Source organism: Wolbachia endosymbiont (group A) of Chalcis sispes, from assembly GCF_964026765.1.
Classification (GTDB): domain Bacteria; phylum Pseudomonadota; class Alphaproteobacteria; order Rickettsiales; family Anaplasmataceae; genus Wolbachia; species Wolbachia pipientis.
In genome coordinates, this window is the sequence record NZ_OZ034697.1 from 267425 (window position 1) to 292040 (window position 24616).

Here is a 24616-nt window from a genome sequence, read left to right on the forward strand (position 1 = left end):
TGATACTATTTTACTGTGTCAGCTACACTACCAAATGAACTTGAACCATTCAAACTATAAGCATCTACGTTATCCAAATTAGCAATAGAATCATGTGAGCATGTTCTTCTTGATGGAGTTTTTTTTATAGTGATATTCATAGGAGAAACTTTTTTTTCTCGTGTTGAAGTAACTTTCTTCTCTTCTTGTTGTTCACTTTCATGCTGCTTATTTTCATACTGGAAAACTGGCTCTTGATCTATAAATACAGCACCCCTTAAACGTGCGATATTAATACCATGCTGATTTATCATAGCGCTCTCTTCATCGTCGACTATGCAAGCTTCCATGTCATTTGGCTCATTATCAAGACTAGCAATTTTTTTCTCTTTTAATTTTTTGATTAGATCTTCTTTATTTATAGCTCGATCTTGTAATTTTTTTTTCTTGAGCAATTCCCTACGCTTCTCATACAGTTTATATGACTCAGCAAAATCCTCATCTGTATGAAAGTTTGCACCACCAGGGTTACCAGGAGGTATGTATCTCTTACTGAGCTTAGATTTAGCTTCAGCACTATGCACAGTAAAAAAGCTAGAAACCAAAAACATTAATATAAATAAAATTTTAGAAAAAACCCTAAGCATATGGTGCTATAGTAAATATCGTGTTTTAAAAGATAGCAATTAACAAACTTTAAGTAAACCAGAATCTTTACTAACTTTACAATACAAATATTTTTCTAAAAAGTGATATGTTTGCTATCAAAAAAACCTACGCAGACTAAGAGAAGAGTAAGGTGTTACAAGTTGCGTAACACCTTTTCAAGAAAAGTGTTATGCAGCTATATGTTTGCAACTTTTAAGTTATTCTGTAGTTTTTCAGTACCATCGGTAGTATCTACATTACTAAGTTTTGCGTCTGGCGTATCTTTAGATAAGTCGTTTTTCTTCTCTTTATCAAGCTTAACTCCCTGATAGATACAGAATGCAACAAAAGAAGCGACCGCTATTGCGGCAACAGCACTGACTATGATACAAGTTGCCATTATTTTTTCTTGATCTGCTACTGCTTCTGTAAGTGTTTTCACTTTTTCTTCTAAACCTGTGAAGTTTTCTTGCAAGCCTGTAAGCTTTTCTTGCAAACCATCGAATTTATCGTTCAAACCGTCGAATTTACCTAATAGCTCTTTAAAATTTCCCGTGAATTCACCCGACAGTTTGATTACTTCTTGTTCCAAACCTGCGAAGTTCCCTGATACCTTCTCTAGTTCTCCCACTCTTTTTTGCAATTCTTCTATTGCTAACTTATCAAGACCCTTAAAATTATACATAATACGTTCCCACAAAGACATTTTTAACCTCCTAGCTAATTAATATATTATAATTTTACATTCCAAATGTTTAAATTATTATTAAATTAACTGTCATTATGTATTGACCTTTTAATAATTTTGTTTGACTTGCTTTTTGAAAGTGCGGAAACTTAAATTAAGGTATTACAAGATTGTTATTCAACCAATATCTCTCTTTTCCCTGAGTAATTTGGAGCGCTGACAATACCTTCCTTTTCCATTCTTTCAACGATGTTTGCTGCTCTGTTATAGCCTATTCTAAGTTGTCGCTGAATGTAACTGGTTGAAACTTTTTGATCTCTTTGAATGATGGCCACTGCTTGATTGTAGAGGTCGTTTTCTTCATCCTCTCTTTCACCTTCTGATTCCACAGAAGAATTTTCATCTTCTTTGGTAATTTCCTCCATATAATTTGGCTCACCTTGCATTTTCAGATGATCAACTATATCTTGTACCTCATCATCGCTCACAAATGGGCCGTGAATTCGAATAATCTTACCACCAGAGGCCATATAAAGCATATCACCCATACCAAGCAATTGTTCAGCCCCTTGTTCGCCAAGTATTGTGCGACTATCTATCTTAGAAGTAACAGCAAAACTGATTCTCGTTGGAAAGTTCGCCTTTATCACACCTGTGATCACATCCACAGATGGGCGTTGTGTTGCCATTATGATGTGTATTCCTGCAGCACGAGCCATCTGAGCTAAGCGTTGAATAGAGCACTCTATTTCTTTGCCGGCAACAAGCATCAAATCTGCCATTTCATCCACGATCACTACAATATACGGAAATATTTCCATCTTGATTGGTATTTTTTCAAACAAAGGCTTACCTGTTGTTGAGTTAAAGCCAATCTGTACAACGCGCTCCAATTCTATTCCACTATTCATCGCTTCTGTGATTTTTTGATTATAGTTTATAACATTGCGTACATTCAAATACGACATCATGCGATAGCGGTTTTCCATTTCTTTCACTATCCACTTAAGAGCGATAACAGCCTTTTTTGGCTCTGTTACTACTGGCGTTATTAGATGCGGTATTGCATCATATATTGAAAGCTCAAGCATTTTTGGGTCGATCATTATCATCTTACATTCATCAGGACTTAATCGATAAACGAGTGAAAGAATCATAGTGTTAATCGCAACTGATTTACCAGACCCTGTGGTTCCAGCAACGAGCAAGTGGGGCATTTTAGTTAGATCTGCAATAACTGGTTTTCCACTTATTTCTTTGCCAAGCGCAATTGGGAGATTTAAGTTTGCATTTTGGTATTCTGGGGATTCAAGCAAATCACGCAGCATTACAATTTCCCGTTCCTTGTTCGGCAACTCTATTCCCATAGCATTTTGCCCACGAATTATTGAAATACGTGCAGAGAGTGCACTCATCGAACGTGCAATGTCATCTGCAAGGCCAATTACTCTTGCAGATTTCGTGCCAGCTTGTGGTTCAAGTTTGTACAAAGTCACAACCGGCCCATAGCATACACTGATAATTTTTCCTTGCACGCCAAAATCACTCAGGACTTGTTCCAGCAGAGATAAATTTTTATTGCTCTCCATTTCATTTAGCTGTTTTCTCTGCAAAGACTCTTCTGCTTTAGAAAGTAAATGGATACTTGGAAACTTAAACTCACTTAAAATCTCCTCGGTAGCTTTTTTCTGTCTTTCTTTTGGTTGTTGTTTAGTAGTGATTTTAGTTCTATGTTTTTCTTCTACTACTAATGGTGCAATTGAATACTCAGTAGTTTTATGTGATCTGAAGAATGGAACATTTACAAATAAGCAAGCTATTTTTTTACATAAGAAGAATAGAGAGTAAATTGTTCTCTTCCAACCAACAGATCCTACAAGACCTATTGATGTTACTATCACAAATATATAAAACGGGCAGTTATTAATTAGTGCATTCCCTATTATTCCACTGTGTCTGTACCTTGCAGTGATGCCTAGCGAAAGTTGTGGTAGTATAGCACATATCCCTAAATTGATTAATATTAAATAGAGAATTTTTAGCAGCCTTTTTGATGGCCTGAAGATCAACAAGTAAACTATGGTTGTAGCTATTGTAACACTAGTTAATCCAAGAAATTGAACCAATATATCAGCTAAATATGAACCTACTATTCCACCTAAATTTGTCACTTCCTCATTTGTAGCCGTGTTTAAGGAAGGATCTTTATAGTTATAGCTAAAAACTGATATATATATATATATTAAAAGGGATAGATATATTGCTGATTTTAGATATTTTTTTAACATCTACCTAAAGTAGTAAGCTACTGTATATTTTACAAAGTGAATTGTTATTAGCAATATCATTATAGATAAATCTAATCCGTTGAACGGTGGTATATATCTTCTAATAATCTTTAGTGGTGGATATGTCAATTGGTTCAAGATGTGCATTATGCTACTGACAGTTTCATTATATATGTTCACCATATTAAGTTTAACCAGCCAGTTTAGGACAACCCAACATATTAGAATGAAGCTATAAAGATCAAGTAACGTATTGAGTAGATATATGATTGGATGCATACATATCTATTACACGAAAGTTATATAAAAGACAAGTATTTAGCCTTTTCAAACTCAAAATGTTGTTTTTGCTGAACCAAAAAAAACTTCATTTTTTGAGCTGCGCAAAGCCACCTAAAGTAGAGAATGGACAAGGAAGGAGGGGTGTATAATATATATTAATGTTGATATTTATTTCTTATAAATATCATCTCTATGTCCTATCTCTGTGATAGTTACTATATGATCTAATTGATTTACTCTGTAAATTACACGATAGTCACCAACTCTTAGCCTTCTACATCCTTTTAAGTTATGATGTAGTGGTTCACCAAAATTTATTGGGTCAACTGTAAGACGTTCTTTTATAGCCTTTTGAACTCTTAGCCTTATTATCTTTGGAAGGTTTGGTAAATCTTTTTCAACAACACTCTTTAGAGACTTAACCTTGTAACGCTCTAATCCCACTTAATATCTTCAAAATCAACTGTTTCTGCACCTTCAACATCACGCTCATCAGAAATTTTAGATACTAAAAAATCCTCCATTTCAAGCTCAACTGCTTCTCTAAATAGTTTTCCTGCTAATTCTTGAACGGGCTGTTTAGTAAATTCAGATAATTCAGCAAGATGCTTTAAAGTTTCTTCGCTAAGAGCTATGTTAATGCCTGAATTTGCCATATGTTTTACCAAAGTCCACTAATAATTATACAACATTTTTTTTAATTTTTCAATAAAGAAAGGAGTGGTGTATAAAAATATATTTAATGTTTCAGTAGGTCCAATATTGCCTGCTTGTAAATATTGTCCCTGTGTCCTATTAAAACAATAATTACTATACGTTTTACAGTATTTACACGGTAGACAATACGATAATCATCAGCAACTTTTATTCTTCTATGTTCCTTTAATCTCTTGCGTAGCAACACACCGTTACCAATAGGATCAGTCTCAAGATACTCTTTTATTGCATCTTTAATACTTGGCTTTACATCTTCCGGCAAGGAAGGCAAATTTCTTTTAAGAACATGCTTTAGATATTTAATGGTGTATTGCTTATTTCCAGATGTCTTCACTATCCTCTACTTCTTCTGCATCATCAGAATTTAACTCCCTAATAATTTTGGAAAATGCAATATCTTCCGCTTCAAGTTCGATTGCTTCCTTGACTAGCTTTTCTGTTAATTTTTGAACAGACTGCTTGGTGGCTCTAGCTAGTTCAACAAGATGCTGCGAAGTTTCTGGGTTGAAAGTTACACTAACTTTTGAATTTACCATAAGTTTTACCAAAGTCTACTACTATAGCTATTTTACAACATTTTTTTTAATTTTTCAATAAAGGAAGGAAGGAAGGAGGGCTGTATAAAAATATATTTAATGTTTATCAAGTAGCCTTCTCATAAATGGTGTCTCTATGTCCTGCTGTAGCAACAAATACCTTATATTTTGCAATATTTACAGTATAAATAATTCGATAATCACTAACCCTTATTCTTCTATACCCTTTTAGCCTGCCACGTAATGGTTTACCAAATTTAATTGGATCAGTTGTAAGCCGCTCGTTTATCGCTTTTGTAATCCTTGATCTTATTGTTTTTGGAAGATTTAGAAAATCTCTTTCAGTAAAGTTTTTTGAGTAGACAATATCGTATTTCAGTTTATGTCCTCTCCCTTTCAGATAGTACTGTATTCCAGTCTACATCCTCACATTCCTTAATAGTTTTATATAACGCAATATCTTCTACTTCGCACTCGATTCCTTCGATGACTAACCTTTTTGCTAGTTCTTGAACGGATTCCTTGGTGATTTCAGCTAACTTAGTAAGGTTATGTGAAGTTTTTGGGTCAAAAGTTATACTAATTCCTGAATCTGTCATATGTTTTACCAAAGTCTACTAATAATTATACAACATTTTTCTGAATTTTTCAATAAAGGAAGTTGATGATATGTAAGAAAAATTTTGCCACCTGCGTTAATAAATAATTAAAGATTTAGCATATTTATCTACCCTCTATTCTATTACTTAAGTTAGACCACTTTTTTCTATTAATATTTTTTGTTTATAAAGATGAGCAGTTACTCATCACGCAGTTGATCTATGGATATAATACTACCGTTTGATAGTTTTTCAGTACATTTTTCACTTTTGTATTCTTTATCAGAGTCGATACTGATTTTGTCAAATATTAAAACATCTCCTGAAATTTTATCACGAAACTCACTAATAGCAAAAAACGGTATAGTAATTCGCTCTTGTTTTCCTTGAAAACTCAAACTGACGCTAAATTTATCCTCAGAAACTTTTAAATCATAGAATTGATGCTGTAATATAATAAGCATTTGAGTAGGGTATGACTTTTTCAAACGATCTGGCATGGTCACACCATTAAAATATGTGAAAAATAATATTTCTAAGTGAGGGATAAAACCATTACCTGATATAACATCTAAAGTCTTTTTGATAACTTGAAACTTAGCAGAATTAAGCAGTTTTTTGTAATCTGTTTGCTCCATATAACTTTCACATACGTAAATTTTGGGGGAACTTCTGTTACCCGGCGTTCCCTAAACCGTGCTTTAGTAATAAACCGGTTGTGCTAAATTAAGCAGCAACACGATATTCTTCAGCAGCAAAATTATCGTTTGCATTTAAATTATGAACTCTTAGCGGTGGTGTCTAACCGAGCAAAGCTACCATCTTTACTATGCATGTCGATCCTTAATCGCCCCCGTATAATTAAAAAACATGGTGGAGGCGCCGAGTACTGCCCTCGGGTCCAATACACCTATTACAAGGTAATTTTATTGCTATAGTACACAAAATGTACATAGCTATTATATAGCAACATTAAATAAATGTCAAGATATTATGACCTTAAGTTGATTTATTGCTAAAACAAAATTAATATTTCCAGTAAAAAATTCTGTGCTCTTAACCTGACACATATGGCTTTTTGAATACTCCCAATGAAAATATTTATAAATAAATATTTACTCTTCTTTTTTATTGTTTTTAGGTTTTTCTTGATCAACCATTTCTCCACCGATCTCTTTTATTTTTAGTATCAACGACTCTGGTACATAAATGTCAATTACTTCTTCTGCTGTCACAAATAAAGCCTGATAAGAGTGTGAATTTATTATCCAATTAGGCAATATGTCTTCTGCTTCTATTTTATACTCTCCCTCTTTTTTGTCATATACTGTGTAGCAATATAAGTGCACAGCAAAAAATAATACATAAGAGAGCAATATTCCTTTAAGCACTCCGAGAAAGATTCCAGTAACTCTATCGATAAACCCCAACCTTATGGGTAATAATATGTACATTAGCCAGTTATTTATTATCATGAATATAAGATTAAGTATAATAAATACAGAGATTGTAGAAAGTATGTTTAGTGTAACTTTAGAATCAAAATATTTACTATAATTTGGAGTGAAAAAATCATAGTGATTAGCTGTCAGAAAGACCGATAAAAATAGAAACATTAGTGCGCATAGCTCTTTTATAAAGCCTCTAGTTACCGAGATTATTACGCATAGAACAACAATGAAGATAATTAGGCTATCGAAAAGCATGTTTTATATCTATATGGTTTTCAAGATATAATAGTTGTAAATAACAAGGTTGTAAAATTAATTGTATTTATGCTGCATCAATTGATCTAAATACCTAGCGATCATGTCAATTTCTAAATTCAAATAATCATTTACTTTGTTGTACTGAAAAGTTGTATTTTCCCATGTATAGGGAGTGATATTTACTGTAAATTCCTGATTAATAACTGAATTCACTGTGAGGGAAACCCCATCTAGTGTAACGGAGCTTTTTTTTGCAACAAATTTAATTAATTCTTGTGGGCACGATAGTTTGATTTCATGAGAATCTAAATTTTGATTAATTGTTAAAAATTTTACTATCCCATCAACATGACCCTGAACCAGGTGGCCATCGATCTTATCGTTTAATCTCATTGCTTGTTCGAGATTTATTTTTTTTCCTATTCTCCACGTATTTAAGTTAGCAACCTTCATAGTTTCTTGAGATGCTTGGACTGTAAATGTATCGCTCATTATATCAACAACAGTTAAACACACACCAGAGCAAGCTATTGAATCTCCTTTATTTATAGAGGATAAATTTTGTGTCTTGATATGGAAAATTTGATCAGAGTTGGAGTGAGTGGTAGTATCAGTTATAGTCCCGATATCCGTGATAATTCCTTTAAACATATGGTGAAAATAAATAATTTTACCATGAAAAATTTTTTACAACAACTTATTTCTATTTTGTTATAGTTAAAGTAATTCTGGTTTACCGACAATTTAAAAAACGACAAATTCGTCATCCCGCTACGTGTTAGCGGGATCTAGAGATACCGTGACGGTATGACGTAGGAAAACTGAGCCTGCACTAGCTATAGGCGCGAGAAAGGGGATCGTTTTCACTTACTTGCTTAATAGATTCTATAGAATATTCAGAATATATAAAGCGAGCTAAATTCAAAATACACAGCGCGATTAATATTGGCAACCCTATGTTCAATGCTAACCCAATACTTTCCCTTTTTTCTGGTGGCACTAATCCTTTTAACATTGACACTTTTCCTAATGGAAAATGCCATAAGCAAAGTGTTGATGCAGATGCTAATATTATAAATAGACAAAAATAAGCCTTTTTTGAGGAAAATACAGTTTTTAACGGTGATTTGAGTGTAATGTTAGTAGGTGGTAGAGTTTTAGCTTCATTTGTTGCTGGTGAAAGATCTTTAATTGGTAAAGGGTTTGTAGATTTATGAGGAGTATTTTCATGTTGTGGAGAAGGTTGTTGTATATAAACACCTGAAACTAATTTAAGCAATTGCTCTTTTTTTCTATATACTTGTTTTTGTAAATATTCTTTACCTAAAAGTGAGTTACTAAGAGGTTGTGGCCTTTCGAGTATCTGTAATACTTCTGATATTTCGCCTGGCTCTAATATTGCATGTAATTGTTTATCTTGAAAGTAAACAATATTGAATACTGAGCTGAAAATATTGCAAAATGTTTCTGGATCTTGATTTTTGTATCCACTCATCACTTCAATAAATATTTTATCGAGTTTTTTCCCCCTGTGCTCAATTTGGTTATCTATCATAGCTACTCTAGCATCATTTTGTGCTTGTTTTATGGCTAATGGTTTTTCTTTCTCTGATAGTTCTTTGGTCTGCTTTTTTGACTTCTTTTTTCTGTTAGCCTTAAAATACTCTGTGTGCGAAGTAGTTTGACCGAAATCAGAAATAAGCATTGTGACGTCTTCTATTCTTCTTTCGTCGATTTCATCTTTTTGTGTTACCTTGTCCTGTTTTGTCTCTTGAAGTGTTGGATGGTAAGTCAAAGCCCTCTGGTTTCGTATGGACAGTTTTGGTGGCTGTTGAAAGAAGAATTGTATTGTATTAAAAAAATTGGATAGCCGAAAAGAAGATCCAAACCAAAAAAAATTGTCACGCATTGCAGCAACAACTATTGGAACCCGCATCACTTGCTTTTTACTACTTGTTAAATTATAGCCAAACAGGCCTGTAACTGGTACGATTTGTTTATTTTGTGCATTTTTTTGGTTAGTTTCACTCTGTTCTTTTTTGTCTTCATTTTCAGTTTTTTCTGCATGTTGTAGCTTTTCATTTAGAAATAACTCGATTTGGTACAAGTTGTCCAGGTTAATGTTTTCAACGTCTGTTTGTAGCGTTATCGTTGTGCCCTGCAGAAGGATTTGAGGCGGAGCACTATTTACGAATTCTTCTACAGTTTTATAACTGTTAGTTTTACAGTAGTTATTATATAGTTCACTGCTTTCTTTGGGCACTTTTATGTTGGCTGTAAATTTTTTTTCCCGGGAAAGGCAGATTTTGAAAAAATCAATTAAAGGGTTTATTCGAAATAATCTTATATTAAAGGTGTCTTTATCTGTTGCTGTTAGCTCAAATGAAAATTTTTGTATATTGCTTTCAATACTTCTCGAGCGAATAGCACTGATCTTAATTGTTTCGCTAGAAAATGCTTTACTTATGTTTCTGGATTTTTCCTTAAAGAGCTTAGGTAAATCCTCTATTTTATACTTATTCTTAGTTTCAGTGTTACTGTTGTGCATAGTTGATACAGCAAATTCATCAACGCAAAGGTAAATAAAAAAGATTAATTAGTCAATAAATTAATAATCAGAATAGGGCAATTTTTCGGATTGTTGATGATATTTAAAATTTCACTATAATGAAAGTTTAAGCCAGCGTTTTTAAGATGAATAAAGAGTTATTAGATGACATACTTTCACTTGAAGATAAAGCAGTTTCCGAAATTGAGAATGCTTCTTCTTTACAAGATTTAGAAAAAGTTAGGCTATCATATTTGGGAAAAAAGGGTGTAATTAAAGCTTATTTTGACAACTTAAAAGAGATAGAAGACGCAGGAAAAAAGCGCAATTTAGGCGAAGTTATCAACGTTTTACGTAATAAGCTAGATCAGCTTATAATGAATAAGGAGAATATACTAAAAGCCGAAGAAGTTAACTTTAAATTGCAGAACGAGGCAGTTGATATCACGTTGCCTGCGAGGCCAGAAAAAATTGGCAAGATCCATCCACTCAGTAAAGTTATAAATGAAGTAAAGCTTATTTTTGCACATATGGGTTTTAAAGCAGTTGATGGCCCTGATATTGAAGATGAATTTCATGTATTTGATGCACTGAATACTCCAAGTCATCATCCTGCGCGAGAGGAGCAAGATACCTTCTACTTAAAGAATAAAATAAACGATAAAAGAATGGTACTGCGCACTCACACTTCATCTGTACAGATTAGAACCATGGAAAAAACAAAAAAATTCCCAATTAAAATAGTAGCCCCTGGTAGGGTATACAGAAATGACTTTGATGCAACTCATACTCCTATGTTTCACCAGATAGAAGGGTTATATGTCGATGAAAACGTCAATATGGGCCAGTTAAAATTTACTATTCATCACTTCCTTAATAAGTTTTTTGGAGATAAAGGGCTGAAGATACGTTTTCGTAATAGTTTTTTTCCTTTTACTGAACCCTCTGCGGAAGTGGACATAAGTTATAAAGGTAGTAAATGGATAGAAGTGCTTGGATGTGGTATGGTGCATCCAAATGTCTTTCAAAATGTTGGAATAGACCATACTAAATACAACGGTTTTGCGTTTGGCATTGGTATAGAAAGGCTTGCGATGCTAAAATATCAAATCAGCGACCTAAGAAGCTTTTACGATAACAAAATCAGTTGGCTTGATCATTATGGTTTTCATTTTTCATCTTTAAGATAAGTGATAAATAAAGCTCATACTTTTATCATACTTGCTGCCGGGCATGGCAGGCGGATGAATTCAGATTTGCCTAAGGTCCTACACAAAATAGGCAGTTTTTCCATGCTCCAGCATGTCATTTACAATGCAAAACAGTTAAATCCTGAAAATATTGCTGTTGTAGTTGATCAGCCTTTAATTGAAAGACTAAAGTGTTTTAAGGATATACAGTTAATTACACAAGAATTAACACTTGGCACGGGAGATGCGGTCAAAACTGCGATGAGAAACCTAAGAGAATTGCCAGATTCAAGCATAGTTGTTGTGCAGTATGGAGATACTCCGCTCATAAAAAGCAGCACAATAACTAAAATGATTAGTTATTTAGAAGGCAAGGCTCTAGTTTGCCTAGGTTTTAGGGCAAGCAATAAAGAATATGGTAGGTTAATCATTGAGAATGGTTCCTTAAGAGAAATCGTAGAAGCAAAGAGTGATAAAAATAATCATGAAGAATTTCTTGCAAATGCTGGAATAATGGTTGCATGTGCAAAGAATTTACGTGAATTGGTGGAGAAAATAGAGTGCAATAGCTCAACTCATGAATATTACTTGACCGATATAGTTTCCATTGCAGTGAAGAGTAATTTAAATGTCGGTTACGTTATTACCGGTGGAGAAGAAGCAACGGGAATAAATAACAGAAATGACCTTATAAAAGCTGAGTTTTACTTTCAAGAAAATAAAAGAAAAATTTTTACCGACTCCGGAGTAACGCTTGTTGCACCAGAGACTGTTTTCTTTTCTCTTGATACGCAAATTGCCAGAGATTCAGTTATTTACCCATATGTTTTTTTCGGTACTGGAGTGAAAATAGAGTCTGGTGCGAAAATACTGCCATTTTCGCATTTAGAAAATTGCTTAATTAAAAGTAATGCTGAGGTCGGTCCATTTACCAGAATACGCGGAAACACAACAATTGGTAATAAGGCAAAAATAGGAAATTTTGTGGAAGTGAAAACAAGTGAAGTTGGTCAAAACACTAGAATAAAACACTTAAGTTATATAGGAAATGCTAAAGTAGGGCAGGAGAGTAATATAGGAGCAGGCACTATTGTTTGTAATTATGATGGGAAAAATAAACATGAAACGAATATAGGGAGCAATTGCTTTGTTGGCGCCAATAGCTCACTAATTGCGCCGCTTAATATTCATGATGAATCTGTAATTGCAGCAGGTAGTGTTATAGTTGAGGATGTACCAGAAAAAAGCCTTGCAATAGCAAGAGAAAAGCAAGTAACTAAGAGAATAAAGTAGTCTAATTTAATTATGTTGTTGTGTCATTTTTAATATTAGACTTCTTGCATAACCATATAACAAACTTTTATTGGGAATAGAAACAAAAAAACTTCCTTGACAAACTCCGCCAGCCCCCTTATCATAACAGTGAAGCTATTGTATTTGCTTTCGCCAATCTGCAGATTAAAAGGTAAGGATTACTTAATGTATCGGCGTCTTATGTTTAATTTTTTGCAGTATATAGATACTGTATGTCTTTACAAAACTTCATCTACATCTAGATTTTTATCTAAATAAGCTGAACGCGCTTATAAAGCGTTACAAGACATCAAAAAATGCCAATACTCGACAGAGATAGTAAAAGACTAGCTAACTCGGGGGTCCTTTGTCTTTTTTTCTGCTTAGTAAATTTCTTAAACATTTGCAGCGTAGGTTAGTTGCAATTAAAAGCGGCTGAATCTCGCTTGTCAAGCGTTTAAAACATAAAAAACGCCAATATTTTAAAGCGGATAATAACCACGGGGCTTCTTTTGCCTTTTTTTTCGCTTGGTAAATTTCTTAATATTTATAGCAACATGAATTGGGCAGGAAGGTGTCATTCCAGTGCTCCTTTTTTTGTCACCCGAGCCCCTATGATGTCATTCCAGTGCCTCTATGATGTCATTCCAGTGCTTGACACTGGGATGACAGAAGAAGGAGGCGCTGCCGTCTTGGATGAAAAGGCTGGATTCCAGTGTCAGCTACTTTCATGACATCATCATAAGGTAAACCAGTGTCAGCTACTCGGATGACAGGAAAAGGGGCTACTTGCATGACGGTGTCGGTAAACTTAGAGCTATAATAACTATTTGCCTTTTTTCTGCTTAGGTTATGCAAGAAGTCTACTGTCTGAGAAAAGGTAGATAAAAGATGAAAACAGATAGAAGTATTTTAGTAGCTCAAAAAGAACGTTAAGTCATGCTTTTTATTTATATTGACAGCGTATATGACATCGTTTACGATTAAAGTTAATAACAATAATTTATATTTATCATGTTTGCAGTAATTGAGACTGGTGGAAAGCAATATTTAGTAAAAGAAGGTAGTATAATAAAGGTAGAGAAGTTAGAAGCTGAAGAAAAAAAAGAGGTGGAAATCAATAAGGTGATTTGTATTTCAAATAATGGCTTATCTTATTCATCTAATGCTACTGTTAAAGCTGAAGTATTGGAGCAGTGCAGGGGGGAAAAAATTATAATCTTTAAGAAGAAAAGAAGAAAAAATTACCGTAGGAAAACTGGTCATAGGCAGTATATAACTGTTCTTCGTATCAATGAAATTAGTCTTCAAAAGTAAGAGGTAAGATATGGCAACTAAAAAATCAGGTGGTAGTTCCTGTAATGGTAGAGATTCGGCAGGTCGTAGGTTAGGGATAAAGAGGAATGGAAAAGTTATTCCTGGTAACATAATTGTACGCCAAAGAGGCACAAAATTCCATCCTGGAAAGAATGTTGGTATAGGTAAAGATCATACGATTTTTGCTAAAATAGAAGGCTGGGTCAGCTTTAGAAGATCAGCAAATAAAAAGACTTTTATTGATATCTTGCCTACAGATAATATGAAAGCTTCAGCTTGAATAAATCATGGGTCTGTAGCTCAGGTGGTTAGAGCGCACGCCTGATAAGCGTGAGGTCGGAGGTTCAACTCTTCCCAGACCCACCATTTAGTAGTTACTAACTGTGTTTTCTATAGCGGTTTTGATATTGTATAAGCAAAAACATGAGTTTATATAAAAATTTAGTAACCAGTGAATCAGTGGCGGCTGGTCATCCAGATAAAGTAGCAGATCAAATTTCAGATGCAATACTTGATGAGTACCTTTTTACTGATCCTTTTGCGCGAGCTGCAATAGAGACTTTAGTCACCAAAGATAACGTTATTATGGCTGGGGAAGTGTTTGGGCCTAACATCAAAAATAGCAGGATTGAAAGTATTGTACGGAATACAATAAAAGATATTGGTTACGAGCACGATGGGTTCCACTGGAGAAAAGTGAAAGTAAATATATTGCTACATGAGCAATCAAATGACATTGCAATAGGGTTGGATCAAGGTGCTGGGGATCAGGGCATAATGTATGGCTATGCAACAATAGAGACAGAAAACCTTATGCCGGCACCCATTTTTTATGCACACTCGATTCTGAAAAATATCATGAGTGCAGTTAAAGAAGCAAAACTTGGTCCGGATGCAAAGTCACAAATCACTTTGGCATATGAGAATAACCTTCCAGTACGTGCTGAAAGTATTATTGTCTCAATACAGCACCCTGAGGATTTGGATCAATCAAAAGTAAAAGAAATAATTTACCCTTACATAGTTTCATCTTTACCTGAGGGATGGATGTGTCCTGAGGAAAATCTCTTAGTCAATCCAACTGGTAGATTTGTTATTGGTGGGCCAGTTGGTGATTGTGGATTAACCGGACGAAAAATTATGGTTGATACTTATGGAGGTTATATTCCACACGGTGGAGGAGCATTTTCCGGAAAAGATGCAACCAAAGTTGATAGATCTGCGGCTTATATGGCAAGATATCTTGCTAAAAATATTGTCTTTGCAGGGTTGGCTGAACGTTGTCTTGTGCAGCTTTCTTATGCAATTGGTGTATCAAAACCTACTTCATTCTATATTGATACATTTGGTGCGAATAAGGTAGAGGAAAGAGTAATTAAAAAGTTTATCGAGAATAATATAGATTTATCAACAAAAGGCATAATCAAGCATTTATCGCTTAATCATCCTATATATAAACGTACAGCCTGTTATGGACATTTTGGTAAACAGTCGGAAAGGGACGGTGGATTTTCTTGGGAAAACATGGACTTATCTGCTGATCTTTGTAGAGAATTCAATATAGAAGGTAATAGTAAAATTTCTTTAGATTGCTAAAATTTTTGATTTACAGCCCCATATTTATATACTAGCTTATTGTTAAAGCATAGCACGCTTTTTCATAATAATTATACCACATTAGTAATAATTTTTATATTCAATTTTTATTGTGAGGCTTATAAAGTGTATAACGAAATAGAAGGAGAACTGTACAACGTAATTGTAAAAGAGTTTTCTGATCTTATTGATAAAATAAAAGAACACCCTTTTAATGTTGAATTGATAAATAATACATTAGATTATGAAAAATTCAAATTCTACCTTCAGCAGGATTTTCTGTATTGTATAGATTGCGCTCGTGCTTTTTTAATTGTTGCAGCTAGAGTTGATGATATTGAAATGATGAGTAGTTTAATCAATTTGGCACAAGGAGCATTTTATGTTCGAGAACAGTATAAAAAATATTTTGAAGATTGTGATCTATCTGATGATCACAAAAAGTCAAGAGCTTGTTCTGCCTTTACTGACTTTTTCATGAGTGCCGCATATCACAATTCTGTTAATGAAGCTTTAGTAGCATCTTATTCTTGCTTTAACATATACCAAATCGTTATACGCCATATGGTAAATGAGATAACAACTAAAGGGGTTAAAAATAACAAATACAAAGAGTGGATCAACATTTATAGTAGCGAAACAGTAAATGCTGTAATTGATGAGGTTACTGATATTACAAATAAGCTATATAAAAAAGCTAGTGACTGTGAAAAAAAGAGGATGTATGAGTTTTTTAAGAAAGGGCTGGAATTAGAAATAATGTTTTGGGATGAGGCATATTACTCTAATATATCTAGCAAAGAATATTAGCAGCGGATTATTTACGTTAACTTGATCTTTTATCGGTAACTACAGTGTTCAGTGGCATAATTAGGAGCTGTTACGGGTCAAATCTTTTAAAGGATATAATTGAGCATCCTTTTAATGTTGAGTTAGTGAATAACACCCTAAATATAGAGAACTTCAAATTCTATACTCAACAAGAGGCATTGCTCTTAGAACCTGTTTAAAATCTTCGTAATAGGAGAGAAATGAAGGAAAGGACAATCATTTGCAAGCTGGTATTGAGTTTACGTTCGCAATTTTTCCATAGCCGTCTACACTTTTCTAACCAAGCAAAAGAACGCTCAACAACCCATCTCTTTGGCAATACAACAAAAGAATGTAATTCACTGCGCTTTATTACCTCAACAGTTGCACCAATAATATCTTTTATTTGGGTTGCAAAAATTTTTCCTGTGTAGCCTGCATCAACCAATATATTTTTGACTTCAGAAAGGGTATCTTTAGCATTTTCAACCATTCTTACAGCGCTACTACGATCAGTTACTTCTGCTGTTGTTACATAAATTGCATGTGGTAGACCTTGAGTATCAACTGCAATATGACGCTTTATGCCTGAAATCTTTTTACCTGCATCATAGCCCTTTTTTTCAGCAGTATCTGTGTTTTTAACACTTTGAGCATCAATTATACAGAAGCTAGTTTTCTCTTTCCGACCATTGTTGATACGGATCTCTCCAACCAATTTTTTTTTAAAACTAATTCCAACAAACTTGGTTCTTCTCCATTCTTTTTATTCCACATTTGAAAATAGTAATATACGCTTTCCCACCTTGGAAAATCTTTTGGCAACATTCTCCACTGGCAACCACTTTTTAGGACGTATAACACTGTACGAAATACATCATACAAATCAAGTTTTCTTGGTCTCGTTTTCTTCCTGCTACTCTCTAGTATTGGTCTGATTTTTTCAAATTGCTCTCGACTTATATCACTTGGATAATTTTTACGCATAGATATACCTCATTCTTAATCTACCACTATTTTACCTCATCTCTCCGAGATTTTAAACAGGTTCTAAGAAAATTCCTGTATAATAATTCTAGAACAGTATTTGAGAGGTTATTATGGTGGCAATTCTAAATATAACAAAAGGCAAAAATAAAGTTATTGTGTCTGGATTAGCTGGAGCTTTATCAGCTTTAATATTTTTAACAGCAATCCACATTGCCGCAAAGATAGCCATTATCGTTTCTGCTGCTGCAGTTACTTACTTATTACTTTCGCTGATTCATAAAATAAGAACTAAAGCTGAAATTACTCGTGTTTCAGGAGATAAAGTTTCAGAAGATGAAGGTGAAGAAAAAGATACCGTAAAAGAACCAAAAAGAACTGAAACTGAGCTAGAAGAAGAATTAAAAAATAAAAGAGCAGAAGAAGAAATGAAAAATGGACTACCTAAACATATGGATTTCAAAGGTAATTCACTTTCTAAAAGCGCTGATACTAAAGATAGTCATTCCGTTTCTAGTGCTACAAATATTGTTATGGAACCTTTACCTAAACACATGGATGCGCTTGGTAATCCACTTCCTGAAAGACCAAGTGCAAATATTAGTATAGAATCTAAACCTGAGAGAAAACTATCTCCTGCAGAGTGGCTATTACAGTGCGGGAATGTAAATAATGATGTGAGGGAAGTGCTAAAACAGCCAATTATCCAACAGCCATTTAACGGGTTAGGGTTTTAGATGTAGTTGCTATATCAAACTCTCCATCTTATATTGAGGATCAGATGCAATGCCATACACTCTATTTGGCGGAGCAATTTTGTTCTCTATACCAAAAACTATACCTTCAATTATTGCTGTGAGTACTTTTTCAAGGTTGCAATCTGCTCCAGGAACACGGTGCTCTAGGCGGCATCTTTTGGAATCGTTGCCAAAATAGGGAATTCTTATTGCAGCAGTTCTGTTATTTATTCCCCAACTAATCGTAGTTGGAGTGTGAATATCCGGGTACTGAAATCTTAAATATGAATCATCATTTGGAGCAAAAAACAACATATGTTTTTTCATCATTGCACATAATCCACCAATACTATGAATCAGATAGTCACTGTACTTTTGCTCATTGATATAAAATAAGTTATCGTTATTTGAATTCACGAGATTAACATGCACATTTAATGCACTGCCTGCTCTATCCAAATAAGGCTTTGCTTTAAAAGAAACATTCCCACCTAGTTTTTGTGCTGTTTCAGTAAGTGATTGTTTTGCTAACTCAAAATGCTTAATTAAATTGTAGGAGTTCGTATAACAACCACTTTTTATCTCATACTGATGTGTAGAATTCTCCTTCTTGCAAGAAAATTCAAGAGATGCTATTTTATTTTTGATGCTATTCAGAAATAAGTATTCTTTTTCTATTCCTTCAATGTAAAACTCTAGTTCAATACCGAATACAGCATAACAACTCAAATTACTTAATATAATCATAAATTTGCTTCAGTAAATCTATATTAGGTTAGCTATATTTATATGAATACTTTACTTATTTGCCAGTAAATTTAACATCTTATTTATACATAATGTATTACTGTTTTTAATAGCATGCTTCTAATCCTCGATACAAGCGACATTTACAAATTTTTCATTTTTTTGAAATAAAAATGATCAATTTTAATGTTTTTATACCCTTTACAACCCATCAAAAAATCACCATAATTTTTAGTATGTATTAAGTAGTATTAGCTTTTCATTTTGCAGTAGGCTATTGATTATCTTATATTTTTCTAATTATTGCTTTTTTCTTGGTGTGGTATATGAACTTAACTAGCCCTAAGGTTTCTACTATGTTTTTTGATCAGATTATTACAGTAACGGATCACAATGTTACTTGGGAAAAAATCCAAAATTGTCTTTATAATCTTTATGGAGAAGCAACATATAATAGCTGGCTGAGTTCACTAAAATTTGTCAGTAGCAGAAATGGGGAAGTTCTTTTATCCGTGTCAACAAGGTTTATAAAAGAGTGGATTACAGTTCATTACATGAAAAAAATATTATCATTATGGCAAAGCGAAGATAAAAGTATACGTTCTATTGATATTCAAGTAATTGAGGAGAGGAATTCAAATTTTAATGTTATACTAAAAAACAGAGAGGAAAGTAATCATAATCTTGGTTCGCCGCTGGATCCAAGGTTCACCTTTGATAATTTTGTAGTGGGAAAGCCAAATGAATTAGCATTTACGGCGGCAAAGCGTGTGGCAGAATCTATAGATCCAATATTAGGCAGCAATCCTTTGTTCCTATATGGTGGAGTGGGACTTGGTAAAACACATCTAATGCATGCTATAGCTTGGCACATAGTAAATTCCCCATCAGCAAAAAGAAAAGTGGTGTATTTATCAGCAGAGAAATTCATGTACCAATATATTACAGCGCTGCGAAGCAAAGATATTATGTTATTTAAAGAGCAATTTAGATCAGTAGATGTCTTGATGGTAGATGATGTGCAATTTATCAGTGGTAAAGATAGCACACAAGAAGAATTTTTTCACACTTTCAATGCATTGATAGACCAAAATAAACAATTGGTTATATCAGCTGATAGGTCTCCTAGTGATCTTGATGGAGTGGAAGAAAGAATAAGATCACGACTCGGTTGGGGGTTGGTGGCAGATATTAATGAAACAACTTTTGAATTAAGGCTTGGTATATTGCAGGCAAAAGTGGAGCAGATGAATATGTATGTTCCGAAAGATGTCCTAGAGTTTTTAGCAAGGAACATAAAATCTAATGTAAGAGAATTAGAAGGAGCATTAAATAAGGTTACCCATACCTCATTAATTGGAAGAAGTATGACGGTAGAATCAGCTAGTGAAACCCTAATCGATCTTCTTAGGTCAAATCATAGGTCAGTCACAATAGAAGAAATACAAAAGAAAGTAGCTGAATTTTTCAATATAAAGGTTGCAGATATGCAATCCAATAGGAGGCTTCGCAGTCTTGCAAGGCCAAGACAAATAGCTATGTATTTTGCCAAAAAATTTACGCAAAAAAGCCTACCAGATATTGGGAGAAGCTTTGGTGGCAGAGACCATGCTACTGTTATACATGCAGTAAAACAAGTAGAAAATTTTATAAAGACCGACTCAAAATTTGCTGATGAAATCAATCGATTAAAAAAAATGTTTAAGTAGCGTTTTTAAAATAGCTAATAACAAATCCTAAAATGAATCGACTATAGTTTTAATCCGTTTAAGTTTAAAATCTTCTGTTAGCTTCGCAGAATACATTTCCTTATTGTGTTGATTATAGAAGGTAAATTCGTGATCATCTAAATTTAGTATTGCAAAGCCAAAGCCAAAAAAGTTTCTAACCTCGTGTGCTAAGTAGTTTTTACCATTTAAATAGTCAAATTCTACATTTTGATAAACAGATTCTTGATCTTGAGCGTGTAATGATGCACCACCGTTTCCAACTATAATTTGGTCTGGAACATTATCCATTAATAAAATCTGGGCTATATGAATGTGGCCAGAAACTATGGTAGTAACATTGCTTGGAAATTTATCTCCAAAAGCTTCGATTTGTGTAAGATTACCATGGCTTTTTAATGTCAAAAATTCTTTTTTTGGAGATCTCCAAAGCGGTTTATGAGTTAAAAACCACATGGGCTTGTCAGAACTATTTTGTATCAATTTATCAAATTGCCTCTCAAAAGCATCAATTGTGCTTTGGGTTGTAAAAATATCCTCACCGGATGAAGAGTCGAAGATAAAAAATTTCATCGGTCCAGCATCTAAGGACCAACTAGAAACGAAGTTTCCACATTTTTCAGACGAAAAGGGGTATGAATCTAGATACCTGAACCATCCTTCATAAGCTCTATCACAACTCTCATGGTTTCCACGAACAAAAAGGAAAGGGGATTGTGATAAAATATCCTTTGCAGGCTCAAACCAATCAGCGTACCAAACTTCTTTATTATATCCATAAATATCGCCACACTTTTTTGTATTTCTACATTTTGTTTGTCTATAATGATAATCACCAACATGGATAATTAAATCTGGTTTATGAAGGGCGATTGAATCTAAATTTTTTTTTAAAGGCCAGCTATCTACCGAATTACATTCCTGCTGAAATAACATATTTATTCTACAGCCCGTGTCACCAATGAAAGCAATTTTATTAACCTTTTTTGGTAATATAGGAACCCGTAGATCCTCAATACTAATGTTTTTGGCACTTGTTTGTACTGTCAGTTCACAAACTGTTTCGTTATGATCACCATTGTTAATTGAGCTGCGATTCAGCATTTCTGTTTCCTCGCCATCAACATAAACAATGGGACACATGTCATTGTCCGTAATTGCGCGTATGCTTAGTTTATTTTCTGGGATAACTTGAGACCATGTGTATAATATTTGTGCATGGACGAAATGAAAGCTAGTTATAAGAGAGAGAGCTAAAAAAATAAAGATATTAGCTATATTCATTTGTATAAAAACCTAAGTTAAAAATTAGTAGTAAGGTTATCTTAAATGATTAAAATTTATAATCACAAAATTCATAATCAAATTATACAAACAATTTCTAAATTATTCTAGTATCAGATTGACACTCTAGATGAAAAATTCTAAAATGATTAAGTAATTTAAAATAATTATATAAAAACTAGAATATAGTGCGGCCGTGGTGGAATTGGTAGACACGCAGCGTTGAGGTCGCTGTGGCTCATAAGGCCTTGGAAGTTCAAGTCTTCTCGGCCGCACCAGTTTTTATCGCTGTTTAATATGGGTAAAAATGTTTATAGGAAATCAGAGTAGCAATAAGGTAGAAAGAGCTATCAGCGAAATCAGGCGCGGTCGGCCAATTGTAATATATGATGAAAGTAATTACCTATTGTTTGCTGCTGCTGAGGCTTTAGAAAGAGATTTATTTAATCAATACAAGCTTACATCAAGTAATGTATATGTTACTTTAACTTCAAGTAAGGTAAAATACATATCTCAGAATAAAGAACATAACAGCAAACGTCTGTTGGTGAATAATTTTGATGAACTGCTCTATTTAATAAACTGTTCAAAGGAAGATTGCATAAAAGAGTTGCAATGCTCAAAGACAATAGATGAATGTGCTATTGCCTTGCTTAAGTTCTCAGAATTATTGCCATACGCGTTAGTGGCTGATATGACTTTTGAGAATAACCATGAAATGCGAAATTGGTGCGAGAAAAATGACGTTATTGCACTGGACACGTCATTCATAAATAATTTTCAAGAAAATCAGGATGTATATGAAGTGTGCAAAACATCATTATTTTTAAAACAGACTCAAGAAGTAAATATCATATCTTATAGAACCGAAAGTGGTGGAAGAGAACATCATGCAATTATCATTGGCAATCCAGATAAAGATGACGAACCATTAGTGAGAATTCATTCTTCGTGCTATACGGGTGACTTGTTAGATAGCTTGTCATGCGATTGCAGAAGTCAGTTACATCAAGCAATTCAAATGATAGCTGACTCTGGAAGTGGTATTATATTGTATTTGATGCAAGATGGAAGAGGCATTGGTTTAACTAATAAGTTAAGAGCGTACAGTATGCAAAGAGGACATAATCTTGATACTGTTGATGCAAATAGAATATTGGGTTTTGAAGATGATGAAAGGAGTTTTGCTGTTGCAGCTAAAATGCTTAAGAAATTGAACATTAACAAAATCCAATTACTTACAAACAATGATAGGAAATTGTCAGAATTGGAAAGTAGTGGTATAGGAGTTACAAAGTGTCTACCACTTATTGTGGAACGTAATAAATATAACGATTCATATATGGAGACAAAGTTTGGTAAATTAGGCCATAGATTAAGAGTTTTTTAGCTTTTTTGCTGTAACTACTTTGTTAATTTGCTATGTTTATTAACATAAGTTAAGATTTTTAGGAATACTAAAATGCTGAGATTTTTTAAGCGAGAAAAAAATACTGAATCCTTAGATAAGGATATAAATTGGAATTCAAACCGCTACAGCACAGTTATTGCTCAAAGGAATATTCTACTTTTATTTGCATTAATATTATTAGCAACGATCTCTATCAGCATATTAGTCATATTTAAAATTAGCACAAGTAGCACTATTGAGCCATTTGTTATAGAAATTGACAAGAAATCAGGAATAGTGCAATTGGTTGATCCTGTCACAGTAAAACAGTATTCTGCAGATGAAGCGCTAAACGATTATTTTATTTCAGAGTATATAAAAGCAAGGGAGGTTTTTGATCCATATCATTATAATTATAACTATTATACAAAGGTGAGGTTGTTTTCCTCACCTAATGTGTATAATGAATTTAGAAATTATGTAGGATCGCAGAATATGGATGATCTTTTTAATTTATATTCAGATACCAAAAGTGAATTTAAAATTCGCTCAATTCAAAAGTTGGGTAACGATGCTCTTCAGGTGAGATTTTTTGTGGAATTTACACGGAAAGATGGAAGTTCTACGAGAAAAAATAAGATAGTTATTATGTCATATAGATATGCATCGCTTGAAATGGATGATCAGCAAAGATATATTAACCCATTAGGATTTCAAGTTATTTCATATAGAGTAGATGATGAATATGTATAGGATATTATTAGTTTTAGCTTTACTTGTAAGTGGCAATTTAAACGCATCCATTAATTATAATGAGCCTATTTCTATAGATAGTAGAATAAAGACTTTTGTGTATAGCCCTAATGAAGTATTTACGGTGGTTTTTAGTCAGGGTTACTATTCTTATATTGAATTTGCGGAAGGAGAAAAAGTTAAAAATATCGCTGTTGGTGATGCATCAAGTTGGAAAATTAATCCTTATGACAATAAATTGCTTATCATGCCATTTGAAGTTAGTAGTCGCACTAACATGATTATTACGACAACTAAAAAAAGAAATTACATTTTTGATTTAATCTCAAGGCCAAACTACGATAAATACCCGGATACTGATGCTAAGAAAGTAGATCACGATTATTCTGCTGAAAAGGATATATCTTACGTAGTACGTTTTTATTATCCTCAAGAAGAAGGTGAATTTGATGTTGATTTAGATGAGGTTTCTTTACCTACTCAAATGCAATATACTACAGACAAGCTAGAAAAAATAATACAAGAAAATGATACGAAGTACAATTATACATATATTGATGAAGGTGGTAATGCGGATATAGTTCCGATCGAGTTATTTGATGATGGTTATTTAACCTATTTAAAATTTAGAAATAATAATAAAATACCTCAGGTTTTTGTAGAAGGGGAGGATAAACCTTGTAAAAGGCTGTTATTTGATGATTATGTTATAATAAAAGGAGTACATAAAAAGCTATTTATGCGTTATGAAGATGGTGAAGTTGAAATTATAAATAGGTCACTTTAGCTGT

Annotated in this window: 29 protein-coding genes, 2 tRNA genes, 1 other RNA gene and 1 pseudogene; 15 read left to right on the forward strand and 18 right to left on the reverse strand. The window is 33.5% G+C overall.

Going from position 1 to position 24616, the window contains the following annotated elements; genetic code table 11:
* Positions 1-5: 5 nt before the first annotated feature.
* The 15 genes from AAGD72_RS01365 to AAGD72_RS01435 all read right to left on the reverse strand — a co-directional run bounded on the left by AAGD72_RS01365 (position 6) and on the right by AAGD72_RS01435 (position 9994).
* The gene (locus AAGD72_RS01365; protein ID WP_341814930.1) at positions 6-626 is read right to left on the reverse strand and encodes a TRP75-related protein; all 621 of its coding nucleotides are present in this window, start codon (positions 624-626) and stop codon (positions 6-8) included.
* Positions 627-823: 197 nt separating this feature from the next.
* A complete protein-coding gene (locus tag AAGD72_RS01370) occupies positions 824-1333 on the reverse strand; it encodes a hypothetical protein (RefSeq protein WP_209472690.1) in 510 nt (169 codons plus the stop codon).
* Positions 1334-1488: 155 nt separating this feature from the next.
* Positions 1489-3603 carry an FtsK/SpoIIIE family DNA translocase gene (locus AAGD72_RS01375; protein ID WP_341814931.1) on the reverse strand — a complete coding sequence of 705 codons (2115 nt, stop codon included), beginning with the start codon at positions 3601-3603 and terminating at the stop codon, positions 1489-1491.
* Positions 3604-3882, reverse strand: a complete 279-nt coding sequence (locus AAGD72_RS01380) for a YggT family protein (RefSeq protein ID WP_006279515.1) — start codon at positions 3880-3882, stop codon at positions 3604-3606.
* Positions 3883-4053: 171 nt separating this feature from the next.
* Entirely contained in the window at positions 4054-4329 is a 276-nt protein-coding gene (locus tag AAGD72_RS01385) for a type II toxin-antitoxin system RelE family toxin (RefSeq protein ID WP_007550684.1), read from the reverse strand.
* Positions 4320-4541: a hypothetical protein gene (locus AAGD72_RS01390; RefSeq protein ID WP_006279415.1), complete on the reverse strand. Its 222-nt coding sequence runs from the start codon at positions 4539-4541 to the stop codon at positions 4320-4322. Before AAGD72_RS01390 ends, AAGD72_RS01385 begins: the two co-directional genes overlap by 10 nt.
* 83 nt (positions 4542-4624) lie before the next feature.
* Positions 4625-4936 carry a type II toxin-antitoxin system RelE family toxin gene (locus AAGD72_RS01395; protein ID WP_190321129.1) on the reverse strand — a complete coding sequence of 104 codons (312 nt, stop codon included), beginning with the start codon at positions 4934-4936 and terminating at the stop codon, positions 4625-4627.
* Positions 4917-5138 carry a hypothetical protein gene (locus tag AAGD72_RS01400; RefSeq protein WP_095742622.1) on the reverse strand — a complete coding sequence of 74 codons (222 nt, stop codon included), beginning with the start codon at positions 5136-5138 and terminating at the stop codon, positions 4917-4919. The genes AAGD72_RS01395 and AAGD72_RS01400 overlap by 20 nt, the downstream gene beginning before the upstream one ends.
* 106 nt (positions 5139-5244) lie before the next feature.
* Positions 5245-5550 carry a type II toxin-antitoxin system RelE/ParE family toxin gene (locus tag AAGD72_RS01405; protein WP_341815109.1) on the reverse strand — a complete coding sequence of 102 codons (306 nt, stop codon included), beginning with the start codon at positions 5548-5550 and terminating at the stop codon, positions 5245-5247.
* Entirely contained in the window at positions 5519-5737 is a 219-nt protein-coding gene (locus AAGD72_RS01410) for a hypothetical protein (RefSeq protein WP_006279413.1), read from the reverse strand. The genes AAGD72_RS01405 and AAGD72_RS01410 overlap by 32 nt, the downstream gene beginning before the upstream one ends.
* Positions 5738-5937: 200 nt before the next feature.
* Positions 5938-6375 carry a ClpXP protease specificity-enhancing factor SspB gene (locus AAGD72_RS01415; protein WP_006279412.1) on the reverse strand — a complete coding sequence of 146 codons (438 nt, stop codon included), beginning with the start codon at positions 6373-6375 and terminating at the stop codon, positions 5938-5940.
* Positions 6376-6397: 22 nt separating this feature from the next.
* Positions 6398-6728, reverse strand: a transfer-messenger RNA (tmRNA) gene (gene ssrA, locus AAGD72_RS01420).
* A 124-nt stretch (positions 6729-6852) separates the two neighbouring features.
* Entirely contained in the window at positions 6853-7443 is a 591-nt protein-coding gene (locus tag AAGD72_RS01425; RefSeq protein ID WP_006280249.1) for a CvpA family protein, read from the reverse strand.
* Between the two features lie 57 nt (positions 7444-7500).
* A complete protein-coding gene (locus AAGD72_RS01430; protein WP_341814932.1) occupies positions 7501-8097 on the reverse strand; it encodes a riboflavin synthase in 597 nt (198 codons plus the stop codon).
* A 181-nt stretch (positions 8098-8278) separates the two neighbouring features.
* Positions 8279-9994 (reverse strand): hypothetical protein, encoded by a 1716-nt coding sequence (locus tag AAGD72_RS01435; RefSeq protein WP_341814933.1) that lies wholly within the window; start codon positions 9992-9994, stop codon positions 8279-8281.
* A gap of 146 nt (positions 9995-10140) precedes the next feature.
* Between AAGD72_RS01435 and pheS the strand changes: the two genes are divergently transcribed.
* The 9 genes and pseudogenes from pheS to AAGD72_RS01480 form a co-directional block, all read left to right on the forward strand.
* Positions 10141-11184, forward strand: coding sequence for a phenylalanine--tRNA ligase subunit alpha (pheS, locus tag AAGD72_RS01440; RefSeq protein WP_341814934.1), 1044 nt, complete (start codon positions 10141-10143; stop codon positions 11182-11184).
* A complete protein-coding gene (gene glmU, locus AAGD72_RS01445) occupies positions 11185-12477 on the forward strand; it encodes a bifunctional UDP-N-acetylglucosamine diphosphorylase/glucosamine-1-phosphate N-acetyltransferase GlmU (protein ID WP_341814935.1) in 1293 nt (430 codons plus the stop codon).
* A 512-nt stretch (positions 12478-12989) separates the two neighbouring features.
* Positions 12990-13211: a hypothetical protein gene (locus tag AAGD72_RS01450; RefSeq protein WP_341814936.1), complete on the forward strand. Its 222-nt coding sequence runs from the start codon at positions 12990-12992 to the stop codon at positions 13209-13211.
* A gap of 280 nt (positions 13212-13491) precedes the next feature.
* Positions 13492-13794, forward strand: a complete 303-nt coding sequence (rplU, locus tag AAGD72_RS01455; protein WP_006279565.1) for a 50S ribosomal protein L21 — start codon at positions 13492-13494, stop codon at positions 13792-13794.
* A 10-nt stretch (positions 13795-13804) separates the two neighbouring features.
* Positions 13805-14074 carry a 50S ribosomal protein L27 gene (rpmA, locus tag AAGD72_RS01460; RefSeq protein WP_264702714.1) on the forward strand — a complete coding sequence of 90 codons (270 nt, stop codon included), beginning with the start codon at positions 13805-13807 and terminating at the stop codon, positions 14072-14074.
* A gap of 9 nt (positions 14075-14083) precedes the next feature.
* Positions 14084-14160, forward strand: a tRNA-Ile gene (locus tag AAGD72_RS01465).
* A 57-nt stretch (positions 14161-14217) separates the two neighbouring features.
* A complete protein-coding gene (gene metK, locus AAGD72_RS01470) occupies positions 14218-15390 on the forward strand; it encodes a methionine adenosyltransferase (RefSeq protein ID WP_341814937.1) in 1173 nt (390 codons plus the stop codon).
* A 126-nt stretch (positions 15391-15516) separates the two neighbouring features.
* On the forward strand, positions 15517-16200 hold the full coding sequence (locus tag AAGD72_RS01475) for a TenA family protein (RefSeq protein WP_038249063.1): 684 nt from the start codon (positions 15517-15519) through the stop codon (positions 16198-16200).
* 44 nt (positions 16201-16244) lie between these two features.
* A pseudogene (locus AAGD72_RS01480) lies at positions 16245-16388 on the forward strand (TenA family transcriptional regulator); the annotation flags it as partial.
* A gap of 8 nt (positions 16389-16396) precedes the next feature.
* On the opposite strand, the gene AAGD72_RS01485 reads toward AAGD72_RS01480, so the two are convergent.
* A protein-coding gene (locus AAGD72_RS01485; RefSeq protein WP_410529947.1) for an IS5 family transposase occupies positions 16397-17187 on the reverse strand; the annotation gives its coding sequence in 2 pieces (ribosomal slippage) (positions 16397-16915 and positions 16918-17187; 789 coding nt in all).
* 113 nt (positions 17188-17300) lie between these two features.
* Here AAGD72_RS01485 and AAGD72_RS01490 point away from each other — a divergent pair.
* The gene (locus tag AAGD72_RS01490) at positions 17301-17924 is read left to right on the forward strand and encodes a hypothetical protein (RefSeq protein ID WP_341814938.1); all 624 of its coding nucleotides are present in this window, start codon (positions 17301-17303) and stop codon (positions 17922-17924) included.
* A 9-nt stretch (positions 17925-17933) separates the two neighbouring features.
* Here AAGD72_RS01490 and AAGD72_RS01495 read toward each other — a convergent pair whose 3' ends face one another.
* Positions 17934-18671, reverse strand: a complete 738-nt coding sequence (locus tag AAGD72_RS01495; RefSeq protein WP_341814939.1) for a glutamine synthetase — start codon at positions 18669-18671, stop codon at positions 17934-17936.
* A 326-nt stretch (positions 18672-18997) separates the two neighbouring features.
* On the opposite strand from AAGD72_RS01495, the gene dnaA reads away from it, so the two are divergent.
* A complete protein-coding gene (gene dnaA / locus AAGD72_RS01500) occupies positions 18998-20380 on the forward strand; it encodes a chromosomal replication initiator protein DnaA (RefSeq protein ID WP_341814940.1) in 1383 nt (460 codons plus the stop codon).
* Between the two features lie 27 nt (positions 20381-20407).
* On the opposite strand, the gene AAGD72_RS01505 is transcribed toward dnaA, so the two are convergent.
* Positions 20408-21682, reverse strand: coding sequence for a metallophosphoesterase (locus tag AAGD72_RS01505; protein WP_006279778.1), 1275 nt, complete (start codon positions 21680-21682; stop codon positions 20408-20410).
* Positions 21683-21872: 190 nt separating this feature from the next.
* Here AAGD72_RS01505 and AAGD72_RS01510 point away from each other — a divergent pair.
* The 4 genes from AAGD72_RS01510 (at position 21873) to virB9 (ending at position 24612) form a co-directional block, all read left to right on the forward strand.
* Positions 21873-21960: transfer RNA gene (locus tag AAGD72_RS01510), tRNA-Leu, on the forward strand.
* Positions 21961-21989: 29 nt separating this feature from the next.
* Complete coding sequence (locus AAGD72_RS01515) at positions 21990-23072, forward strand: GTP cyclohydrolase II (RefSeq protein WP_010082649.1); 1083 nt, start codon at positions 21990-21992, stop codon at positions 23070-23072.
* 72 nt (positions 23073-23144) lie between these two features.
* On the forward strand, positions 23145-23825 hold the full coding sequence (locus tag AAGD72_RS01520) for a virB8 family protein (protein WP_151807683.1): 681 nt from the start codon (positions 23145-23147) through the stop codon (positions 23823-23825).
* Positions 23812-24612, forward strand: a complete 801-nt coding sequence (gene virB9 / locus AAGD72_RS01525; RefSeq protein ID WP_174515708.1) for a P-type conjugative transfer protein VirB9 — start codon at positions 23812-23814, stop codon at positions 24610-24612. The genes AAGD72_RS01520 and virB9 overlap by 14 nt, the downstream gene beginning before the upstream one ends.
* Positions 24613-24616 lie beyond the last annotated feature (4 nt).